At 61.9% G+C, this 20485-nt stretch carries 20 protein-coding genes; 11 read left to right on the forward strand and 9 right to left on the reverse strand.

What is annotated here, in order from left to right:
- The first annotated feature begins 337 nt into the window (after nt 1-337).
- The 4 genes from IVA95_RS19875 (at nt 338) to IVA95_RS19890 (ending at nt 4337) form a co-directional block, all read left to right on the forward strand.
- Nucleotides 338-1114, forward strand: coding sequence for a transglutaminase-like cysteine peptidase (locus tag IVA95_RS19875; RefSeq protein ID WP_247511993.1), 777 nt, complete (start codon nt 338-340; stop codon nt 1112-1114).
- 277 nt (nt 1115-1391) lie between these two features.
- Nucleotides 1392-3056 (forward strand): methanol/ethanol family PQQ-dependent dehydrogenase, encoded by a 1665-nt coding sequence (locus IVA95_RS19880; RefSeq protein WP_247511994.1) that lies wholly within the window; start codon nt 1392-1394, stop codon nt 3054-3056.
- Between the two features lie 13 nt (nt 3057-3069).
- Entirely contained in the window at nt 3070-3420 is a 351-nt protein-coding gene (locus IVA95_RS19885; RefSeq protein WP_247511995.1) for a cytochrome c, read from the forward strand.
- Nucleotides 3417-4337 carry a transporter substrate-binding domain-containing protein gene (locus tag IVA95_RS19890; protein WP_247511996.1) on the forward strand — a complete coding sequence of 307 codons (921 nt, stop codon included), beginning with the start codon at nt 3417-3419 and terminating at the stop codon, nt 4335-4337. Before IVA95_RS19885 ends, IVA95_RS19890 begins: the two co-directional genes overlap by 4 nt.
- Before the next feature lie 256 nt (nt 4338-4593).
- Here IVA95_RS19890 and IVA95_RS19895 read toward each other — a convergent pair whose 3' ends face one another.
- From IVA95_RS19895 to IVA95_RS19920, 6 genes are all read right to left on the reverse strand, one after another.
- Entirely contained in the window at nt 4594-5793 is a 1200-nt protein-coding gene (locus tag IVA95_RS19895) for an ABC transporter substrate-binding protein (RefSeq protein ID WP_247511997.1), read from the reverse strand.
- Nucleotides 5794-5886: 93 nt separating this feature from the next.
- Nucleotides 5887-7725 carry an AMP-dependent synthetase/ligase gene (locus tag IVA95_RS19900; protein WP_247511998.1) on the reverse strand — a complete coding sequence of 613 codons (1839 nt, stop codon included), beginning with the start codon at nt 7723-7725 and terminating at the stop codon, nt 5887-5889.
- A 165-nt stretch (nt 7726-7890) separates the two neighbouring features.
- Nucleotides 7891-8670, reverse strand: a complete 780-nt coding sequence (locus IVA95_RS19905; RefSeq protein WP_247511999.1) for an ABC transporter ATP-binding protein — start codon at nt 8668-8670, stop codon at nt 7891-7893.
- Between the two features lie 10 nt (nt 8671-8680).
- Nucleotides 8681-9439 carry an ABC transporter ATP-binding protein gene (locus tag IVA95_RS19910; RefSeq protein WP_247512000.1) on the reverse strand — a complete coding sequence of 253 codons (759 nt, stop codon included), beginning with the start codon at nt 9437-9439 and terminating at the stop codon, nt 8681-8683.
- Complete coding sequence (locus IVA95_RS19915) at nt 9436-10587, reverse strand: branched-chain amino acid ABC transporter permease (protein WP_247512001.1); 1152 nt, start codon at nt 10585-10587, stop codon at nt 9436-9438. The genes IVA95_RS19910 and IVA95_RS19915 overlap by 4 nt, the downstream gene beginning before the upstream one ends.
- Complete coding sequence (locus IVA95_RS19920) at nt 10587-11462, reverse strand: branched-chain amino acid ABC transporter permease (protein ID WP_065733248.1); 876 nt, start codon at nt 11460-11462, stop codon at nt 10587-10589. Before IVA95_RS19920 ends, IVA95_RS19915 begins: the two co-directional genes overlap by 1 nt.
- A gap of 287 nt (nt 11463-11749) precedes the next feature.
- Here IVA95_RS19920 and IVA95_RS19925 point away from each other — a divergent pair, with 287 nt between their 5' ends.
- From IVA95_RS19925 to IVA95_RS19940, 4 genes are all read left to right on the forward strand, one after another.
- Entirely contained in the window at nt 11750-12502 is a 753-nt protein-coding gene (locus IVA95_RS19925; RefSeq protein WP_247512002.1) for an ABC transporter ATP-binding protein, read from the forward strand.
- On the forward strand, nt 12499-14022 hold the full coding sequence (locus IVA95_RS19930) for a permease (RefSeq protein ID WP_247512003.1): 1524 nt from the start codon (nt 12499-12501) through the stop codon (nt 14020-14022). Before IVA95_RS19925 ends, IVA95_RS19930 begins: the two co-directional genes overlap by 4 nt.
- A 92-nt stretch (nt 14023-14114) precedes the next feature.
- On the forward strand, nt 14115-14366 hold the full coding sequence (locus tag IVA95_RS19935) for an AbrB/MazE/SpoVT family DNA-binding domain-containing protein (protein ID WP_247512005.1): 252 nt from the start codon (nt 14115-14117) through the stop codon (nt 14364-14366).
- Nucleotides 14363-14761: a type II toxin-antitoxin system VapC family toxin gene (locus tag IVA95_RS19940; protein ID WP_247512006.1), complete on the forward strand. Its 399-nt coding sequence runs from the start codon at nt 14363-14365 to the stop codon at nt 14759-14761. The genes IVA95_RS19935 and IVA95_RS19940 overlap by 4 nt, the downstream gene beginning before the upstream one ends.
- A 16-nt stretch (nt 14762-14777) precedes the next feature.
- On the opposite strand, the gene IVA95_RS38815 is transcribed toward IVA95_RS19940, so the two are convergent.
- Together IVA95_RS38815 and IVA95_RS19945 are read right to left on the reverse strand one after the other, a co-directional pair.
- Nucleotides 14778-14906 (reverse strand): hypothetical protein, encoded by a 129-nt coding sequence (locus IVA95_RS38815; RefSeq protein ID WP_256470241.1) that lies wholly within the window; start codon nt 14904-14906, stop codon nt 14778-14780.
- A 179-nt stretch (nt 14907-15085) separates the two neighbouring features.
- Nucleotides 15086-16024, reverse strand: coding sequence for an alpha/beta hydrolase (locus IVA95_RS19945; RefSeq protein WP_247512007.1), 939 nt, complete (start codon nt 16022-16024; stop codon nt 15086-15088).
- 151 nt (nt 16025-16175) lie between these two features.
- On the opposite strand from IVA95_RS19945, the gene IVA95_RS19950 reads away from it, so the two are divergent.
- From IVA95_RS19950 to IVA95_RS19960, 3 genes are read left to right on the forward strand one after another with little or no spacing between them, the layout of a single operon-like run.
- Nucleotides 16176-16994, forward strand: a complete 819-nt coding sequence (locus tag IVA95_RS19950; RefSeq protein ID WP_247512008.1) for an MBL fold metallo-hydrolase — start codon at nt 16176-16178, stop codon at nt 16992-16994.
- 44 nt (nt 16995-17038) lie between these two features.
- Nucleotides 17039-18040, forward strand: a complete 1002-nt coding sequence (locus IVA95_RS19955) for an alpha/beta hydrolase (RefSeq protein ID WP_247512009.1) — start codon at nt 17039-17041, stop codon at nt 18038-18040.
- Nucleotides 18041-18094: 54 nt separating this feature from the next.
- Entirely contained in the window at nt 18095-19147 is a 1053-nt protein-coding gene (locus IVA95_RS19960) for an amidohydrolase family protein (RefSeq protein WP_247512010.1), read from the forward strand.
- Here IVA95_RS19960 and IVA95_RS19965 read toward each other — a convergent pair whose 3' ends face one another.
- Entirely contained in the window at nt 19148-20404 is a 1257-nt protein-coding gene (locus IVA95_RS19965) for an aminopeptidase (protein WP_247512011.1), read from the reverse strand.
- Nucleotides 20405-20485 lie beyond the last annotated feature (81 nt).

Raw genomic sequence — 20485 nt, forward strand, 5'->3', positions numbered from 1 at the left:
CCAAGGCGTCCGGGACAGGTTGCAGTCGCGCACCGAGCGATCCCGTGGGTAGGGTTAATTCGATGATCTGTGACCCTTTCGCAACCGTGAACTTTTGCGCCATGTCCCGCGTCCTGTCCCGGATAACCGAGCGGCCGTGATGAGCGCCGATCTGAGTGATCGATAAAATCCTCTGCAAACCGGCAAGGCTGCGTTCACGCTGCTTCGCAAACTTCCGATAGGTCTCCCCCTCGTTTTAAACGGATCAAAAGCGCCGTTGCCCATCCTGCCCATTCTGAAATGATCCGGGCACGAGCAGGCAGAGCAAGCCCGCCGATGCCCGGACAAGGGGTGTCAGATGGGGTTGTCAGTCTACGCGCGCGCATGGCGTGCGGGCATAGTTGCGTGCGGCTTGGCCTGGTTCGGGCCTGCCGAGTTGCGCGCGGAGACGCCGGAGCCATCCGCGCCGGTCGAGCTGATCCAGCGGTTAGCCGAGCCATTCGGGCTTGTCGCATCTTCCCTTGCCAGCGGTGGACTGCACGATAAATGGCTTGGCGTGCAACGCCGGCTCGACGACGAAATGGTGCAGCTTGCGCTCTGCGAAGGCGACCGTGACGGCTGCGCGTCTCCGGCCGCGCTGAAATTCCTCGACATTATCGACGCCGCGCGCTTGCGCGAAGGCCGTGCACGGCTCGGCGAAATCAACCGCGCCGTCAATCTTTCCATCAGGGCGGCGAGCGACCTCGCCCAGCACGGCCAGATCGACGTCTGGAGTTCCCCGCTCGCCACGCTCGAACGGGGCGGCGGCGATTGCGAAGACTACGCGATTGCGAAGTTCGTTGCCTTGCGCCGCGCCGGTCTTGCGCCCGACGACCTCAGGATCGTAGTCATGCACGATACCATGCAGGGCGAAGCTCACGCCGTCGCTGCCGCGCGGCTGGATGGGCGTTGGTTGATGCTCGACAATCGCCGCATGGCCATGGTCAGCGATTCCGACGTCAGAAACTACCAGCCGACATTCGCAATCGGTGAGCACGGCGTGATGCGATACGCTGATTCTCCCGTACTCGCCGAAGCGGTCAACAACCCTGTGGCTCCGCTCGTCGTAAGCTATCTGGCTGCCTTCGCGGACTGACTGCTCGAGCTTGCCGACTGACGGCGCGCAAATGTTGCGCGGAGACAGTCGACAACAATCTGCTTTCCTTGCCTGATCTTCCTTCTCTCATGAAATGGTGCGGTGCAGCCGTGATGCCCGGCGCATCCGAAAGCACGACGAGCAAGCTCCTTGCTCTCTTCGAGGAGAGCTCGCGCGTCATCTTCGACTTTCGTGTTGACGCTTTTTCCCGTTTCAGGGATGGTTGGTCCACAGTGCCAGCAAATAGGCGCGCAGGAAGTTCATTGGGAGGGACCGCATGAAGAGCATTGCGTTAGCCGCAAGCCTTGTCGTTCTTGCGCCGGTCGGTGCAAGTGCTCAGACGACCGAACAGTTGGTCAAGGGAGCGACCGATACTGCCAACGTTCTCAATTATGGTATGGGCTATCATCTGCAGCGGTTCAGTCCGCTTACGCAGATCAACAAGGATAACGTAAAGAACCTGGTGCCGGTGTGGAACTACAGCTTCGCAGATGATCGAAGCGCGCAGTCGCAGCCGCTGGTATACCAAGGCGTCATCTACGTCACCAGTCACAACGCCACGATGGCGGTTGACGCAAAGACCGGCAAGCAGATCTGGAAGACCAAGGTCGAATACCCGGCAGAGACGCCGCGCATCGTGTGTTGCGGCATCATCAACCGTGGCGGTGCGATTTATAACGGCAAGCTTTTCCGCACCACGCTCGACGCCCACGTCATTGCGCTCGACATGAAGACAGGCAAGGAGCTGTGGCGTCAGAAAGCGGCCGACTTCAAGGAAGGCTACTCGATGACCGTGGCGCCGCTCGTCGCCGACGGCGTTGTCATCACCGGCATTTCCGGTGCGGAGTTCGGGACGCGCGGGTTCATCGATGGTTATGATCCAGAGACGGGCAAGCGCCTGTGGCGAACCCACACGATACCCAGCCCCGAGGAGCCCGGCGGCGACACCTGGAAAGGCGACACCTGGAAGCTCGGTGGCGGATCGACCTGGATCACCGGCTCCTACGATCCTGAACTGAACACGGTGTATTGGGGCGTCGGCAACCCGGGCCCGTTCAATGCGGCGGTGCGTCCCGGCGACAATCTCTACACCTGCGCGGTCCTCGCGCTCGAGCCGAAGACAGGCAAGATCAAATGGCACTATCAGTTCTCGCCGAACAATCCGTTTGATTATGACGCGGTCGCCGAGATGGTGCTTGCCGACATGACAATCGAAGGCAAGCCCACCAAGGCTCTGATGAATGCCAACCGCAACGGTTTCTTCTACGTCCTTGATCGGACGAACGGGAAACTGCTCGCGGCCAATCCGTATGTGAAGGTGAACTGGGCCTCAGGCATCGACATGAAGACTGGCCGTCCGATTGAGACCGACGTCTCCAAGGATGCCCGCGAAGGCAAGAAGGTTACGGTTCACCCGTCGATTCTCGGCGGCAAGAACTGGGAGCCGATGTCGTACAATCCGCAGACCGGCCTTGCCTACGCCAATACGCTCAACTTCGGCGGCAACTACAAGGCCGAGCCAGCCGTCTACAAACAAGGCGAATGGTATCTCGGCATGGACCTGACCGATATCTGGGCGTGGCCTGACGGACCGCGCGGCCATCTCAAGGCCATCGATCCCATGACCGGAAAGGCAAAGTGGGAAGTGCCGAGCGATATACCGCGCTTCTCTGGCGTGCTGTCGACGGCCGGCGGGATTGTGTTCTCCGGCCAGTTGACCGGCGAGTTTGACGCCTTTGACGCCAACGACGGCAAGAAGCTGTGGAGCTTCCAGACCGGCTCGGGCATCGAGGGACAACCGGTGACCTGGCAACAGGACGGTGTCCAGTATATCGCCGTCACCAGCGGCTATGGCGGCGTCTACTCGATCTTCTCCGGCGATGAGCGGCTTGCCAAAGTGCCTACAGGCGGCTCCCTGTGGTTATTCGCGATAAAGAACTGATCGCGGAACACGAATGACGAATACGATACGGAAGTGGACGGCGGCGTCTCTTGCCGCCGTCGCGGTGGCAGCTATCGCGTGGATGACGATGCCGGCCACCGCACAGCAACAAGCCGCCATCGATCAGGCGCTGATCGGTCCCGGCAGGACCGCTTATGCGCAGAAATGCGGGCACTGCCATGGTCCCAACATGGTCACTGCCGGTACGGTCGCACCCGACTTGCGCGCATTCCCGGACGACAACGAGCGTTTCACCACGACGGTGAAGCAGGGCAAGAACAACATGCCGCCCTGGAAGGACATTCTGAGCGATCAGGAGATTACGGAGATCTGGGCCTTTGTATCGAGCCGGAGGAATCGATGAAGCGCCGGCTCGTAGTCGCTGCCGTGCTCCTTGCGACGGCGACGACAGCGCGCGCGGCTGAAGATCCGCTGAAGGTCTGTCTCGATGAGAACCTGCCTCCACTCTCGATGCATCAGCGTGGAAAGCCCGACAGCGGGTTCGACGTCGCGCTAGCGCAGGCCGTTGCCGGCCGCCTCGGCCGACCGCTCAAGATCCAATGGTTCGAAAGCAAGCTCGACGAAAGCTCGAGCCCGGCGCTTGAAGCCAATGCCTTGCTCTCCGACGGCCGCTGCGCGCTGGTCGGCAGCTATGCCCTTACCAAGGACGCGCTTGCGGTACCCGGCGTCAAGACGGCGAAGCTGCCGGATTTCGAGGGCGCCACCCGCGACGACCGCCGCCGCCGGGCGCCGGTCGGCGTGCTTGCGCCGAGCCAGCCCTATGTTTACTCGCCGCTGACCGTTGTGCTCGGTGAGAAGGCGCGCGGTCGCAAGATCTCCGGCATCGGCGATCTCGCCGGGCTACGCATCGCGATTGAAAGCGGCACGTTGGCCGATGCTATCCTGATGACGTTTGAAAAAGGACGGCTGATCGACAACATTACGCATCTGGTTCCGGGACGAGACGACCTGCTGGGCGCACTCAATCGCGGTGACTTCGATGCGACATTGCTCGACCTGCGCCGTTTCGATGCCCACCGCGCCGCCCATCCGGACACCAAGCTCACAGCATCCGGATATTATTATCCCATCGGCGTTAACAGGGGCTATGTCGGCCTCGCCAGCGATCCGGCTCTCATCGTCGCCGTCAACAAGGCGCTCTCTGATCTGCAGGCGGCAGGAACCATAGCCGACCTCGCGAAGGCGGCTGGCCTCACCTATCTGCCGCCGGTAGAACCCGCCATACTCGGCGACCAGTTGCAGAAGGTACTTCAGCAATAGCGGCGAGCCGCGTGTCGCAGTCGAACGCCTGTTTTCCCTCTGCGACAAATGGATGTGAACTCCGCGCATTTGCTTCGATGTAACGACGTCATCCCGGGGCGCGCGCTAGCGCGAACCCGGGATCTCGAGATTCTCCGATGCGCGATTGCGCATCGTAGTTCGATGCTTCGCATCGCCCCGGAATGACAGCACAAAAAACTAAGGGCTGCGCGATCGTCTCGCGCAGCCCCTGGTCATTGCGCTTAGAGCGAAGCGCTCAGAACATCAGGCCTTCCTTGACCAGCACCCAGCGGCCGTTCTTGATCTGCTGGACCTGGGTGATGGTGTTGGCGAGATGGTCGGTCTTGGAAAACTTGGTCGGCGGCGAGTTGAAGATGTCGCGGAACTGCTCACCGGATTCCAGCGCATCCATCATCTTCTTGCCGGTCAGGTCCTTGCCAGCCTTCTCGGCATAGAACGCAAACGTCATCATGGCGTTGTAGCCGATGATCGCCTGGGTGTTGGCGTCGGTGCCGAACATCTTCTTGTAGTTGGTCAGCCAATCCTTGACCTTGCCCTTTGCCGTGTCCTCGTACGGGATTTCGAAGCCGGACGCGGCGTAGAGGCCTTCGACGGCGTCCTTGCCGAGCGCCGGGACTTCCAGCACGTTGGTCGGTGTGGCGCCGAGGAAGGTGACGTCCCATCCGAGCTTCTTGGCCTCGCCCATCGCGCCGATGGTTTCGCGAATAACCGTGCCGAGCACGACCATATCACAGCCGTCGGATTTCATCTTCGCGACCTGCGCGCTGAAGTCGGAAGCGCCGCGCTTGTAGCTCGTCACCGAAGCAGGCTGGAGCTTCATCGCGGTGACCTGCTGGTTGAAACCGTCAAGCACGTTCTTTCCGTACTCGTCGTCCTGATACATGATGCAGGGCTTCTTGAAGTTCTTCGTTTCGATCATGTATTTGACGGCGGCGCGCGTGCTTTCGACGTAGGGCAGCAGATTGTTGAACTTCAGCCTTTCCTGCGGCTTCGCCGGATCGAACTTGAAGGTGAATTCTGCCGCCGTCAGCGGGAATAGCTGCAGCACGCCTGCATCGAACAGGATATCCTGCGAGGCCAGCACCGTCGGCGAACCCATCGGACCAACCATGGCGAAAACCTTGTCGCGCTCGACCATCTTCTGCGACGCCAGCACGGCGCGCTTCGGATCGTAGCCGCTATCTTCGATGATCAGCTTGATCTTGCGGCCGTGGATGCCGCCGGCGGCATTGATCTCTTCCACCGCCATCTTCATGCCGTTGGAAACCGGCACGCCCCAGACCTTGATCGGACCGGACAGGTCCTGATGAGTGCCGACGACGATCTCGGTCGCCGAGATGCCTTGATCGGTAATCTTGGTCTGGGCTGCGGCCGGCAGTTGGGTCAGCGCAAGGGCGCTCACCGCAAGGCCCAGCGCCTTGAACGATTTCGACATTGCAGTCTCCTCTTCGTTTGGCCCGTGTTGAGCGAAGGGGTGGGGCCTTCTCAGTCCTTCGCCATTTTCAAATATTTTGGTTCCAAATATCGCCTATGCCACCGCCTTCTCGCGATACATCGCCTCGATCTCGGCCGCATAACGCTTGTTCACGAAGCTGCGCTTCAACTTCATGGTCGGCGTCAGTTCCTCGTCCTCGGGCGTGAGCTGACGCTCGATCAGGTAGAATTTCTTGATGGTTTCGACGCGCGCGAAGTTGGCGTTGACCGCCTCGATCTCACGCTGGATCAGGTCCTGGATTTCCTGCGCACGGCACAGGCTGGCATAATTGGTGAAGGGAATGTCGTGGTCCTGCGCGTATTTCTCGACATTCTCCTGGTCAATCATCACGAGGCAGGTCAGATACGGACGCTTGTCGCCGATCACCACGGCATCCGAAACGTAAGGCGAGAATTTTAGCTGGTTCTCGATCTCAGACGGCGTGATGTTCTTGCCGCCCGAGGTGATGATGATGTCCTTCATCCGGTCAGTAATCTTGACGAAGCCTTCATTGTCGATCGAGCCGACGTCGCCGGTGTGCAGCCATCCCTTGGCGTCGATGGTCTCGGCGGTTTTCTCCGGCTGGTTCAGATAGCCCATGAACAGAAAATCGCCGCGGATCAGGATCTCGCCCTGCGGCGAGATCGCTACCTCCCCCCACGGCGCGGCCTTGCCGACCGAGCCGAGCTTAATGCGGTCGGGCGGCATGATGGTCGCGACGCCGCAATTCTCGGTCTGGCCGTAGACTTCGCGCATGTCGAGGCCGAGCGCGAGATACCAGCGGATCAGATCCGGCGCGATCGGGGCCGCGCCGGTAAACGCCAGCCGACAGCGGTCGAGCCCGAGCATGCGGCGGATGTTGCGGAACACCAGCCAATAGGCGGCGCGGTTGGCGAGCCGCAAGGATAGTGGCGGCGTATCGCCCTGCAGCTTGTACTCGGTCATCCGATTGCCGATGGCGAGCGCGTTTCGATACATCCAGTTCTGGAACGTGGTCGCGTCCTTCAGCGCGATCGTGATTCCGGAATAGAACTTTTCCCAGATTCTCGGCACTGCGAGGAAGGCGGTCGGCTGCACCTCGCGCAGATTGTCCGGCACGGTTTCCGGGCTTTCGGCGAAATTCATCACCGATCCCAACGCCAGCGAGACGTAGTAGCCGCCGATTCGCTCGGCGACATGGCAGAGCGGCAGGAACACCAGCCGTTCCTCGGAATCGGTCGATGGAAACAGATCGTTGGCGTGGCGCATCTGATGCGTCACGCTGCGGTTGGAATGCATGGCCCCCTTGGGTGGGCCGGTAGTGCCTGAGGTGTAGACGAGGATGGCGAGATCGCCTGCGCTGCGGCTTCCGATCATCTCATCCCACAGCGCCTCGTTGCCCTGCGCATGGTTGCGGCCAAGCGCCATGAATTCAGCGAGCGACAGCACCATCGGGTCGCTGAAACCGTGGAGGCCTTCCATGTCGAACACGACGATCTTCTGCAGCGTCGGGCAACGCGTACGGCACGACAGGATCTTGTCGAGCTGCTCCTCGTCCTCGGCGAAGATTACTTTCGTCGAGGAATCATTGATCAAATATTCGACCTGCGACGAGGAGTCGGTCGGATAGATGCCGGATGAAACGCCGCCGGCGCAGAGAATGCCCATGTCGGCATAGACCCATTCCGGGACGGCGTTGGCGATGATCGAGGCGACGTCCCCGGGCCGGAACCCGCTGGCATGCAGACCATAGGCTACGTCCTTGGAGATCTGCAGCCACTCGCGCCAACTGGTCGGCTGCCAGATGCCGAACTTCTTTTCGCGGATCGCCGGCCGGTCGCCGCGTGTTTCCACGGACAACAAGAAGCTCTTCGCGATCGTATCGGCGACCGTCAGCACTGCCGGTCTGGCCATGCTCTTTCCTCCCTGTGTCGCCTGCTTCCGGTGCCGGCATTTGGACCGGTCTTGGTTTTCGAAGCAGGGCTCGAATTTAGCTCTAACTCGTTCTAAACGCCATGTTTTTGACTGCGACGGTTAACGCCAGGTCTTCTAACGCCAAGTCTTTTAAAACCAAGTCTTCTACCGCCAGGTCTTCTTCTTTTTCCAGCGCCGTTCGCCGCGGGCGCCCTCTTCCTTGGCGCCGAGATAGAATTCCTGGATGTCCTTTGAATTCATCAGGCGGTCGCAGGTGTCGTTCATCACGACCCGGCCGATTTCCAGTACGTAGCCATAATGCGCAGTCTCCAGCGCTACCTTGGCGTTCTGCTCGACCAGCAGGATCGACATGCCCTGCTCCTCGTTGACGCGCTTGATGATGGTGAAGATCTCCTTCACCAGGATCGGCGACAGGCCGAGCGAGGGCTCGTCTAGAAGTAGCAGGGTCGGCCGGTTCATCAGCGCGCGCCCGATCGCCAGCATCTGCTGCTCGCCGCCGGAGAGCTGCCCGGCCGGCTGGTTGATGCGCTCCTTCAGCCGCGGGAAGTAGCCGTAGACGCGATCGAGGTCCTCGGCGACACCGTCGCGATCCTTGCGCGGATAGGCGCCCATCATCAGATTTTCGCGCACCGAGAGGAACGGAAACACCTCGCGCCCCTCCGGCACGTGGCTTAAACCCAGCCGCACTATCTTGTCGGCCTCCATGCGCTGGATCGGTTTGCCCAAGAATTCGATTGTACCCTTTTGCGGATCGAGAATGCCGGAGATTGTCTTGAGCACCGTGGTCTTGCCGGCGCCGTTGGCGCCGAGCAGGGTGACGATGCGGCCGCGCGGCACCTCCAGGCTGATACCGCGGATAGCCATGATCGGCCCGTAATAGCTCTCGATATTGCTGAGCTTGAGGATGATGTCGGAAGCGCTCATGGCATCATCCTCATGCGCCGAGATAGGCGGCGACGACGTCGGGATGGCGCTGCACCTCGGACGGCGAGCCCATCGCGAGCACCCGGCCGTAGTTGAGCGCAATCACGCGGTCGGAGACGCGATTGACCAGCGTCATGTCGTGCTCGACCATCAAGACGGTGATGCCGAGCTCGGTCTTCATGTCGCGGATCCAGAACGACATGTCCTCGGTCTCCTCGACATTGAGCCCGGATGATGGCTCGTCCAGCAGGATCAGCTTCGGCTCGGTACACAGCGCGCGCGCCAGCTCGATCACCTTGCGGACGCCGTAAGGCAGCCCCGAGATCAGCTTGTCGCGGTAGGCTTCGAGATCGAGGAATTCGATCACCTGCTCGACGCGGCGGCGATGCATCTTTTCGCCGGCGCGCACGCTCGGCAGGAACAACAGCTCCTGCCAGAGCCGCGTGGTGGAGTGGCGGTGCCGGCCGACCAAGAGGTTGCTTAGCATGGTCGCATTCTCGAACAATTCGATGTTCTGGAAGGTGCGGGCGATGCCGAGCCCTGCAATCTCGTAGGCCGGCTGATTGGTAATGTCCTGGTCCTCGAAGAAGATCCTGCCTGAGGTCGGCGGGTAGATGCGCGAGATCAGGTTGAAGATCGAACTCTTGCCGGCGCCGTTCGGGCCGATGATCGAGAGGATCTCGCCCTTCTCCACGGCGAAGCTGACGGCATCGACCGCCTTCAGTCCGCCGAAGTGCAGGGACAGGTTTTCCGCACGGAAATAGCTCATCGGTTCCGCTCCGACTTCACGTAGATCTTCTGGCGTTTGAAGGTGGCGCGCTTGTAGAGCGGGAAGAGCTGGAAGAAGAGTTTTATCTTCAGCCAGCGGCCGTACAGACCGAGCGGCTCGAACAGCACGAACAGCACGATGATCACCCCGTAGATGGCGCCCTTCAGGCCGTTGGCGGACGCAATGGCGGCGACGTTGCCGTGAATTTTACCCGCCGTAAGGCTGTCAGCGCCGAAGGTTGCGGCGATGCCGGCGATGATGACGGGCAGGTCATCCTTCAGGTAAGTCAGGAACGGATCGATCATAACCAGGAAGATCGCGCCGAGCACCGCGCCGTGCAGGCTGAAGATGCCGCCGATCAGGATCACGATGATGAACTCGATCGAGAGCTGCAGCGTGAACATTTCCGGACTGATGAAGGACATTTTGTGCGCAAACAGTACGCCGGCGAATCCCGTGATCGCCGCGCTGATCGCAAACGACTTCACCTTGTAGAGCGAGACGTTGACGCCCATGCTGCGCGCCGCGGTTTCGCTGTCGCGGATTGCGACGAAGGCGCGGCCAGTCGGCGAACGCAGCAGGTTGAGCGTGCCGACGATGGTCAGGATCAACACGCCAAGGCAGAGAAAGTAGAATGTCGGGCCGTCGCGCGGCACCGCGGCGCCGAACAAGCTCAAAGTCTTGACTCGCATGCCCTCGTTGCCGTGGGTCACCGTCTCCCAGCGTGCCAGGATTTCCTCGACGATGAAGCCAAAGGAAATCGTCGCGATGACGAGGTAGATGCCCTGCAGCCGCAGCGCCGGGAAACCGACCAGCGCACCGACCACGCCGGTGATCAGGCCGGCGGCCAGGAAGTAGACCGGAAACGGGACGTTGTATTGCTGCAGATAACCCGCCGTGTAGGCACCGATCGCCAGAAATGCGGCATGCCCGAGCGAGGCCTGTCCGGTGAAGCCGGTGAGAATCATCAGCCCGACACCCACAGTGGCGTAGATGCAGACGAACACGAGCTGACTGACCAGGTAACTCGAAAGCACGAAAGGCGCGATCGCCAAGAACGCCAGCAGGATGCCATAGGAGACGATGTAGCCGCTGTGCGGAAACAGTTTGATGTCGTCTTCGTAGTCCGTCTTGAAGAGAAAACGCATTAGACCTTCTTCCGCATGTGAACACCGAACAGGCCTTCGGGCTTGAGCAGCAGCACCACCAGAAGGACGATGTAGGGCGCGACGTCTTTCCAGCCCTGCGGCAGGTAGAAGCCGGCCATGCTCTCGATCACGCCGATCAGCACGCCTCCGACCACGGCGCCGGGGATCGAGCCGAAACCGCCGAGCACGGCGGCGGGAAATGCCTTCAGGCCCAGCACCAGTCCGACATTGGAGTGAATGAAGGTGATCGGCGCCAGCAGCACGCCGGCGGCGGTCGCGACCGCCGCAGCGATCGCCCACACGATCGACACCACACGCTTGACCGGAATGCCCATGTAGTAGGCAGCGAGCATGTTCTCCGAACTGGCGCGCATCGCGGTGCCGAGCGTGGTGCGGTTGAAGAACAGGTACAACAGCGCGCAGAGGATGATGGTGGCGGCGATCACTGAGAGCTTGTCGTATGCCAGCACCAGTGAACCAATCCGCAGCACGCCGTCGCTGAACGGCGTCTCGATCTTGAAATCGTCGGTGCCCCAGATCATGCCGACCACGGAGCGCAGGAAGTATCCGAGCCCGATCGTTGCCATGATGATTGAAAACTGCGGATAGCCGAGGATCGGACGCACCACCACGCGTTCGGCCAGCATGCCGAACAGAGCCATGGCTGCTACCGCACCAGCGAATCCAAGCCAGTAATTAAGGCCGAGCATGCCGATGAATGTGAAGGCGAAGAATCCGCCCAGCATCATCAAATCGCCTTGGGCGAAGTTGACGACCTCGGTTGCCTTGTAAATGAGCACAAAGCCGAGTGCGATCAGGCCATAGACGCAGCCGAGCGCGATGCCACTCACCAGCTGCTGAACGAAGTCCAGCATCATTTCCCTCCCCGATGCCGGCGATTCTGTCGATCGCCTCTTTCGCATCTTGTGTCTACACGCTGCCGGGCATCGACGATCCCTGCAGCCGCATATGTCCCGTTGCATTGAGCCCAAAGCGCCGACCGCTGTCAACAAAGCGCTGCGAGCGGCGCCGTTAACAATTGCGGAGAAATGCCGCAGCCCGGGAAGTTGCGGGGTTCAGCGCGATTTGGTCCACCAGATTCACCGCGCCGAAAGTTCTTCGGTTCATGGTCCGCGACGAACAACTGGATCGTTCCGAAATCATGAAAGCGGATGTATCGGCGCTCGAGGTGCGAGGGTTAACGAAGCGTTTTGACCGCCCGGCGGTCGATGCGCTCGACCTCACCGTTCGCACCGGCGAGTTCTATGCCCTGCTCGGCCCCAACGGCGCCGGCAAGACCACGACCTTGCGCATGGTGGCCGGTCTGCTGCGGCCCGACGCCGGCGCTGTCTCGATACTGGGCATCGATGCGCTTGCCGATCCCGTCGCTGCCAAGCAGATCATGGCCTGGGTTTCCGACGAGCCCATGATCTACGACAAGCTGACGCCGCTGGAATATCTCGAATTCGTCGCCGGCCTCTGGGGCATCGCTTCAGCGGCTTCCGTAAATTCCGCTCACCAGCTCCTGGCGTCGCTCGGACTGGAGCCGCATCTGCACGAACGCTGCGAGGGATTTTCCAAGGGCATGCGGCAGAAGGTGGCGCTCGCCGGCGCACTGGTTCACGATCCCCGGCTGATCATCCTGGACGAGCCGCTGACCGGGCTCGACGCGCTGTCGGCGCGGCATGTCAAAGGATTGCTGCAGGAGCGCGTCCGCTCCGGCTGCACGGTGATCATGACGACGCACATTCTCGAAGTCGCCGAGCGGATGGCCGACCGGATCGGCGTCATCGCCGCCGGACGGCTGGTGGCCGAGGGTACGCTCGGCGAACTACGCCAGCAGAATGGCCGCGGCGACACCAGCCTCGAAGACATGTTCATCGCGCTCGTCGACGCCGACGCGGCCGCCGCATGAGCTCAGCCGCCGCGCTCACCTGGTTTGCCCGGCACGAAATCCGGCTGGCCTGGCGCGAATGGCTGGCGATGCTGACCGGCAGCCGCGGCAAGCGAAAGCGCGCGATCATCGCCCTGGTCGTGTTCGCCGCCTTCATGCACCTGCCGGCCTATGCGGTGATCGGCCGCTTTGCGGATTTGCAAGCCCCGCTCGGCAAGCAGGAATTGATCGTCATCACCGCGACTATCTTTCTCGCCTGGGCCTTGATGTTGTCGCAGGCGATCGAATCCGTGACGCGGGTGTTTTACGCTCGCGCCGATCTCGACCTCCTGATGTCGTCACCGGCGAACCTCGCCAACGTGTTCTCGGTGCGGATCGCGGCGATCGCGCTGTCCGTCATCGGAATGGCGCTGCTGCTGTCGACGCCCTTTGTCGACGTTCTCGTGATCGGCGGCGGCGCACGCTGGCTCTCGGCGTTCGGCGTCGTCGTCGCCATTGGCCTTTCGGCTGCAGCGGTAGCGATCGCGATCACCGTGCTGCTGTTCAGGCTGATCGGCCCGAGCTGCACCCGCCTCGTCGCACAGATCGTGGCCGCCGTCATCGGCGCCGGCTTCGTCATCGCGCTGCAGGTCGCGGCCATCCTTTCCTACGGCACGTTGTCTCGTTTTGCCGTGCTGACCTCCGATGCCGCTTCAGCCTATGCGCCTGATCTCGACAGTCCGCTGTGGTGGCCGGCGCGTGCGGCGATCGGCGACGGCATGGTGCTGTCATGGCTCCTGGCCGGCGGGCTCCTGCTGCTCGGCGCCGTGATGGCGGCCTTTTCGCCGCGATTTGCCGATACCGTCGTCCGTGTCGCCGCAACCACGCGCGCTGTCCGTTGCGGGCCGCGCGCGACGGCATTTCGCGGCGGCTCGCGGCAACGGGCGCTACGCACCAAGGAGTTCCTGCTGCTGCGGCGCGACCCGTGGCTGCTGTCGCAAACCCTGATGCAGCTGCTCTATCTGGTGCCGCCGGCCCTGATGCTGTGGCGAAGTTTTTCCGAAAGCTCTGACGCGATCGTGCTGATCACGCCCGTGATTGTAATGGCGGCGGGCCAGCTTGCCGGCGGCCTCGCATGGCTGACGATATCAGGAGAAGATGTCGCCGACCTGGTCGCAACCGCACCGCTGCCGCCCTCGCGCGTGATCCGCGCCAAGGTCGAGGTGGTGCTGATCTCTATCGGTGCCATCTTCACGCCGCTGATCGCAGCCCTTGCGTTTGCCTCCTTGACGCAGGCGATCGTCACTGCTCTCGGCGTCATTATCGCCACCGTCTCCGCCGCCGCGATCCAGCTCTGGTTTCGCGTGCAGGCCAAACGCAGCCAGTTCCGCCGCCGCCAGACTTCGTCGCGACTTGCGACCTTCGCCGAAGCCTTCTGCTCAATCGGCTGGGCCGCGACCACGGCGCTGGCAGTCACGATCCCGATCGCCGCCGTGATCAGCGGCGCGCTGACCGCCGGCATTCTGGCCGCGACGTGGAAGATCAGCCCGCGGCGGGGATGAGCGGCGCCAGTTATCACAGACAGATACCGGGGGAGGCTTGAATGTAAGGCGTTTTTACCTTACATATCCAGCGTAGAAGCTTGAGGTCTGCCATGAGCACACTCACGGTCACCGCGAAGGGTCAGGTTACACTGCGCAAGGATGTGCTTGAACATCTGGGCGTGCATCCTGGTGAGAAAATCACCGTGAACAAACTCCCCGATGGCAGGATAGAAGTGAGGGCCGCCCGGCCGACCGGCAAGATTTCCGATGTATTCGGCCTCCTGAAGAGAAAAGGTGGGCCATCGCTGACAATCGAGGAGATGAACAAGATCGCCGCGCGAGGGTGGGCCGGCAAACGATGAAGATCACCGCCGACACCAACGTCTTGGTTCGAGCCATCACTGAAGACCATGAATCGCAGAGCAAAGCAGCGCAATCGGCCTTGAAGCGAGCTGAACTGGTTGCGATTTCCGTCCCCGCACTTTGCGAGTTGGTTTGGGTTCTTTCACAGGGCTATAAAGTTGCATCAAAGGACATTGCGATTGCAATCCGGCACCTGATAAATGGCGAAAATGTCGAAGTGAACCGTCCGGCAGCAGAAGCCGGGCTGACGTTTCTGGACGCGGGCGGTGATTTCGCCGATGGCGTTATCGCCTACGAGGGAAGCTGGCTCGGCGCAGACACTTTCGTTTCCTTCGACAAGCGAGCTGTCAAGCTGATGGATGAACAAGGTCAGTCTGCGCGGCTACTGCCTTAGTGCGACATGCGGACGGCTACTGCTTCTCCAGCCCCGGCCGCTCGATGACGTCGCGCCAACGCGCGATCGCCTCTTCGATGAACGGGATCATCTCGGCCTTCAACACCATCGGGCGGGTGCCGACCTTTTCGAAATGCGTGCGCACGTGCTCCGACGAGAGCGCCGCGTGCCGGCTTCCGCCCGTTTGTCGACCACCGCCCGCCGCCGTGCAACGACGTGACGCTTTGCCATGGTGTTCCACCCCACGAAATTTTCGTCCTTCTTGGAGGACTTGTGCAGGGAAGATGACGGCTTTCGATGCAGCTTGCCATGCGGCAAAGTCGACTATCCGCGAACCAGCTCCATCACAGCCGCAGCAAAGGCTTCCGGCGCTTCCTGCGGCAGATTGTGCCCGACGCGCGGCACCACGCGATGAACGCGGCGGCCGGTGAATTTCGATGCGCTGGCAGCGCCGTCGCTCGCGGGCGCCACGCCATCGCCAGCGCCGTCCAGCGTGATTGACGACACGGTGACGGGAGGCAGTGCCGCCAGCCTGCGCTGGATGTCGGCATATTGCGGATCGCCTTCGGCCAGACCGAAGCGGTGGCGATAGCTGTGGATCACCACATCGACGTAATCGGGATTGTCGTGAGCGCTCGCAGTTCGCTCGAAGCAGGCATCGTCGAACGACCAGTTCGGCGACCATTGCGTCCACAATATTCGGGCGATCTCGCGCCGGTTGGCTGCAAGGCCGGCGCGGCCGCGCTCGAGCTGGAAGTAATACTGGTACCACAGCGCCACCTCGCGTTCGGGGCGCATTGGCACCATGGCGTTGGCAATATCCTGGATCAGATAGGAATTGACACAGACGAGCCCGAGGCAGCGCTCCGGCCATAGCGCCGCGCCGACGCAGGCCGCCCGTCCACCCCAGTCATAGCCGGCGAACACCGCGCGGCTTATGTCGAGCGCATCCATCAGCGCCATCATGTCGGCGCCGACCGCCGCCTGCTCGCCCGAGCGCGGCGTTGCGGTATCGCGAAACCGGGTCGGGCCATAGCCACGCAGATAGGGAACAATGACACGGCAGCCTTGCGCGGCCAATTGCGGCGCAACGTCGACATAGGAGTGAATGTCATAAGGGAAGCCATGCATGAGCATCACGGCGGGGCCATCTGCCGGGCCTGCCTCGTAATAGGCGATGCTGAGCGGGCCGGCATTGACCTGGCGCAACGGCTCCAACCGCTTCGATGATGGGGCAGGCGCAGCGGGGGCGTTTTCGGTCAAGACGAACTCCCAGGTTGGATTTCACCATATGACAGGGCCGCCTGCCGATGAAGTGATTGCAGCGCAGGGCTGAGCGTGAATGTCATCATGACGGCTGCAAAATTCGGCGATACAGTGTCGCCCACGGTCCTCACCGCTGACGGGTCATGCCATGTTGCGATCCCTTGCTGTCGCCCTCGCCTTCCTCGGTTCGCTGATCGTCCCAGCGGCCGCCCAGCAGCAGCCTTTACGCAGCGAGTGCCTCGCAATGGCGAACGCGCCGCCACGCGCCGTTCCGGTCAGCCTGCGCCGTACCGCCGCCAAGGTGGAAGAGGTCGCGATTACCTATGTCGGACATTCCACTTATTATATCGACACGCCGGGCGGCGTGCGGATCGGGACCGATTTCAACGGTGCCTACCGGACCGGACGACTTCCCGACGTCGTTACCATGAACCGTGCGCACTCGACCCACTACACCTTGTTTCCCGATCCAAAAATTACGCACGTCCTGCATGGCTGGGGCGAGAACGGACAGGCGGCGCATATCTCAACACGCGTCGGCGACGTTTATATTCGCAACGTCCCGACCGACATCCGCCGCTACTATGGCGAGGGCTCCAGCGGGGGGATGATCAAGGACGGCAACTCGATCTTCATCTTCGAAGTCGCCGGCCTCTGCATCGGCCATCTCGGACATCTGCATCACAAACTCGATGAAACGCATTTTGCGGCGATCGGCCGGCTCGACATCGTGATGGTGCCGATCGACGGCACCTATACGATGTCGCTCGACGGCGTCTCTGAGATCACCCGGCGGCTGCGTTCCTCCATCGTGCTGCCGATGCACCGTTTCGCCACACCACTCGACGAATTCATGCGCCTGATCGGGCAGCAATTCCAGATCGACCAGCGGACCGAGCGGACCCTGAAGATTTCACGGGATACGCTGCCGGGTACGCCGACGGTGATCATTCTGGAAGGGGTCTGACGCGGCGTAAATGTGCTTTCGGAACCGAAGCAAGGAGGAGAAGCTTGAGCGGACCGACGCAGCGGATCATCGAGAGCAACGGCATTCGCCTCAACATCGCCGAGCAGGGCGAGGGGCCGCCGGTCATCCTGTGCCACGGATTTCCGGAATCCTGGTATTCCTGGCGCCATCAACTCAGCGCGCTGGCCACAGCGGGCTTCCACGCGGTGGCGCCGGACATGCGCGGCTACGGCAAGAGCGACCGGCCGGAGGCAATCGATCAATACACGATATTCCATCTGATCGGCGACCTGATAGGGTTGCTCGATGCCCTCGAAGTGCCGACCGCCGTTGTCGTCGGCCACGACTGGGGCGCGCACATTGCCTGGCAAGCGGCGCGCCTGCGCCCCGACCGCTTCCGCGCCGTTGCAAGCCTCAGCGTACCGCTTCGGCCGCGCGGCCCGGCGCGGCCCACCAGCGTGATGCCGCAGACCGCGGACGCGCAGTTCTACCAACTTTATTTCCAGCAGCCCGGCGTGGCCGAGGCGGAGATGGAGCGGGATCCACGGGCTTGGGTGCTGAACTCTCTTTATGGCGCGTCGGGCGAAGGCGCCGCGGCATTTCGCGCGGCCGCAGCCCGCGGCGAAAAAACAGGAACCCCCGGCATGGTGCCGCGCAACGGCAGTTGGTTGCGCGAAGCTGCGCCCCCGCCGAAATTACCTGCATGGCTCAGCGACGCGGACGTTGATTTCTATGCCGATGAATTCAAACGGACTGGCTTCCGCGGTCCGCTCAACTATTACCGCAACATCGATCGCAATTGGGAACTCATGGCGGCGTTTGCAGGCGTCACGGTAAACGTCCCCGCGCTCTTTATCGCTGGCGACCACGACATGGTGATGGCTGCTCCCCCTGGCATGGACCACCATATCGCCAACCTCCGGCAAATCGTCACGACACTGCGTGACGTGCGAATTCTGCCCGGCTGCGGACACTGGACCCAGCAGGAGCGCCCAAGCGAGGTCAATGCCGCGATCATCGATTTCATACGCGGCCTGCCGGGCTGACAGTGTGGCCAACGGAAGGTCACGCCAACAATAAATCGAAGGGAGCGAAAATTCATGGCCGCCAGCACCGCACCCGCCTCTAGAAGCGGGCTCTACGTCGATCCGCGCGAAGACTGGCTGGCGCAGCACACCGAAGAGATCATAGATCCCGCCCGCCCGATCGTCGATCCGCATCACCATCTCTGGGACCGCGGCGGCCTGCGCTACATGATCGAGGAGATGGCTACAGACATCGCCTCCGGTCATAACATTATCGCCACTGTCTATGTCGATTGCCGATCGATGTACCGCGCGCACGGCCCCGAAGCGTTTCGCCCGGTCGGCGAGGTTGAGTTCGCCAATGGCGTTGCGGCGATGGCGGCGAGCGGCGGCTATGGCAAGGCTGCGATCTGCGCCGGCATCGTCAGCCACGTCAACCTGTTGCTCGGCGAAGGCGCGAAGGGCGTGCTGGAAGCGGAGATCGCTGCCGGCAACGGCCGCTTCCGCGGCATCCGTCATTCCTCAGCCTGGGATGCCGATCCCAAGGTCGCCGGCATGTATGCGACGCGGCCGCAGGGGCTGTTACTCGACGGCACGTTCCGCAGGGGCTTTGCCTGCCTCGCACCATTGGGCCTGAGCTTCGACGCTTGGCTGTTTCATCCGCAGATCGGCGAACTCACCGATCTCGCCCGCGCCTTTCCCGAGACCAAAATCGTGCTCGATCACTGCGGCGGCCCGGTCGGCATCGGCCGCTTTGCCGGCCGGCGCGAGGAAGTGTTCCCGGAATGGAAGGCTTCGATTCAGGAAATCGCGCGATGCGAAAATGTCGTCGTCAAGCTCGGCGGGCTCGCGATGTGCCTGCTCGGCTACGACTTTCACCTGCGCCCAAAGCCGCCGTCTTCGGAACAGGCCGCCACCGCGTGGCGGCCCTATATCGAAACCTGCATCGAGGCCTTTGGACCCGATCGATGCATGTTCGAAAGCAATTTTCCGCCTGATAAAGGTCAGTGCAGCTATCAGGTGATCTTCAACGCCTTCAAGCGGCTCGCCGCGCAGTACAGCGAAGCCGAGAAGACCGCGCTGTTTTCGAAGACGGCGACCAACTTCTACAAGCTCGAGCTGGGCTGATTACGCCCACTCGCCTTTGCGGAATACCGGCACGCGGCTTCCGTCGGCGTGAATGCCGTCGATGTCGGTTTCGGCCGATCCGATCATCCAGTCGATGTGAATGAGGCTCTTGTTGCCGCCCTGGGCCGCAATCTGCTCCGGCGTCAGCTTGTCGCCACCCACGAAGCACTTCGAGTAGCACTGGCCGAGTGCGATATGGGAAGCGGCGTTCTCGTCGAACAGCGTGTTGAAGAACAACAGGCCGCTTTTGGAGATCGGCGAGGAATGCGGCACCAGCGCCACTTCGCCGAGACGCGCCGCGCCCTCGTCGGTGTCGAGCACCTTCTTGAGCACCTCTTCGCCGCGCGAAGCCTTTGCCTCGACGATGCGGCCTTCCTCGAACCTGACCGCGATGTTGTCGATCAGCGTGCCCTGATAGGACAGCGGCTTGGAGGAGACGACATGGCCGCTGACGCGCCGGCAATGCGGCGTGGTGAAGACTTCCTCGGTCGGGATGTTGGCGTTGCAGGTGATGCCGTTCTTCGCGGTCGAGGCGCCGCCCTCCCATTCGTGGCCGTCGGCAAGACCGATCGTTAGATCGGTGCCCGGGCCGGAATACTTCAGCGCATGGAAGCGCTGGCCGTTCAGCCATTCGGTGCGCTCGCGCAGCACGGCGTTGTGTTTTTCCCAGGCGGCGACGGCGCCATCCTGATCGACGCGGGACGCCGCAAAAATCGCATCCGCCAGTTTTGCCACCGCGACGTCCTCGGGGACATCAGGGAAAACCTGTTTGGCCCAGGACGGACTCGGATAGGCGATGATGTTCCAGTTGGTATCGAAATTAACGATCTTCTCCAGCGCCGGCTGATAGGCGATCGAATTGGCCTTGCTCGCGCGCGCCACTTTCACCGGATCCTCGCCCGACAGCAGCATCGGATTGTCGCCGACGATGGCCAGGCGCGCAGTGTTGGCGCCGAACGCCTTCGCCATGCCCTCGTAGAGCCAGTTGGCGGCACGATCGAAACCGGCCTCGTGGCCGTAGCGATAGCGCGCCAGCGTGATCGCCTCGTCCGACAGTAATGGGGTCACCAGACCCGCGCCGGCCTTGTAGGCATGTACGGCAATCCGGCGCACCAGCGGCAGCGCGACCGAGGGCGCGGTCAGCAGCAGGTCCTGCCCCGGCTGCAGCCGCAAGCCGACCTTGACCGCCACTTCGGCGAGGCGATCAAGCTTTACGGGATCGATCGAGACGGAAGCGTTGCGCTCAAGTGCGGTCATGATTCTTTCGGCCAATGCTGAAGGATTAAGGCTTCGCAAGCTTCGGCATGATGACGCAATCATGTCCAAGCGAGCGAAGCG

Origin of the sequence: Bradyrhizobium sp. 157, assembly GCF_023073815.1 — a bacterium.
Lineage (GTDB): Bacteria > Pseudomonadota > Alphaproteobacteria > Rhizobiales > Xanthobacteraceae > Bradyrhizobium.

Coding starts and splice junctions, on each gene's coding strand:
- IVA95_RS19940 (WP_247512006.1), top strand. CDS start 14,363: ATGAAGATCACCGCCGACACCAACGTCTTGGTTCGAGCCATCACTGAA.
- IVA95_RS19950 (WP_247512008.1), top strand. CDS start 16,176: ATGTTGCGATCCCTTGCTGTCGCCCTCGCCTTCCTCGGTTCGCTGATC.
- IVA95_RS19915 (WP_247512001.1), bottom strand. CDS start 10,587: ATGCGTTTTCTCTTCAAGACGGACTACGAAGACGACATCAAACTGTTT.
- IVA95_RS19900 (WP_247511998.1), bottom strand. CDS start 7,725: ATGGCCAGACCGGCAGTGCTGACGGTCGCCGATACGATCGCGAAGAGC.
- IVA95_RS19925 (WP_247512002.1), top strand. CDS start 11,750: ATGAAAGCGGATGTATCGGCGCTCGAGGTGCGAGGGTTAACGAAGCGT.
- IVA95_RS19930 (WP_247512003.1), top strand. CDS start 12,499: ATGAGCTCAGCCGCCGCGCTCACCTGGTTTGCCCGGCACGAAATCCGG.
- IVA95_RS19885 (WP_247511995.1), top strand. CDS start 3,070: ATGACGAATACGATACGGAAGTGGACGGCGGCGTCTCTTGCCGCCGTC.
- IVA95_RS19935 (WP_247512005.1), top strand. CDS start 14,115: ATGAGCACACTCACGGTCACCGCGAAGGGTCAGGTTACACTGCGCAAG.
- IVA95_RS19880 (WP_247511994.1), top strand. CDS start 1,392: ATGAAGAGCATTGCGTTAGCCGCAAGCCTTGTCGTTCTTGCGCCGGTC.
- IVA95_RS19895 (WP_247511997.1), bottom strand. CDS start 5,793: ATGTCGAAATCGTTCAAGGCGCTGGGCCTTGCGGTGAGCGCCCTTGCG.
- IVA95_RS19965 (WP_247512011.1), bottom strand. CDS start 20,404: ATGACCGCACTTGAGCGCAACGCTTCCGTCTCGATCGATCCCGTAAAG.
- IVA95_RS19920 (WP_065733248.1), bottom strand. CDS start 11,462: ATGCTGGACTTCGTTCAGCAGCTGGTGAGTGGCATCGCGCTCGGCTGC.
- IVA95_RS19890 (WP_247511996.1), top strand. CDS start 3,417: ATGAAGCGCCGGCTCGTAGTCGCTGCCGTGCTCCTTGCGACGGCGACG.
- IVA95_RS19905 (WP_247511999.1), bottom strand. CDS start 8,670: ATGAGCGCTTCCGACATCATCCTCAAGCTCAGCAATATCGAGAGCTAT.
- IVA95_RS19910 (WP_247512000.1), bottom strand. CDS start 9,439: ATGAGCTATTTCCGTGCGGAAAACCTGTCCCTGCACTTCGGCGGACTG.
- IVA95_RS19875 (WP_247511993.1), top strand. CDS start 338: ATGGGGTTGTCAGTCTACGCGCGCGCATGGCGTGCGGGCATAGTTGCG.
- IVA95_RS19960 (WP_247512010.1), top strand. CDS start 18,095: ATGGCCGCCAGCACCGCACCCGCCTCTAGAAGCGGGCTCTACGTCGAT.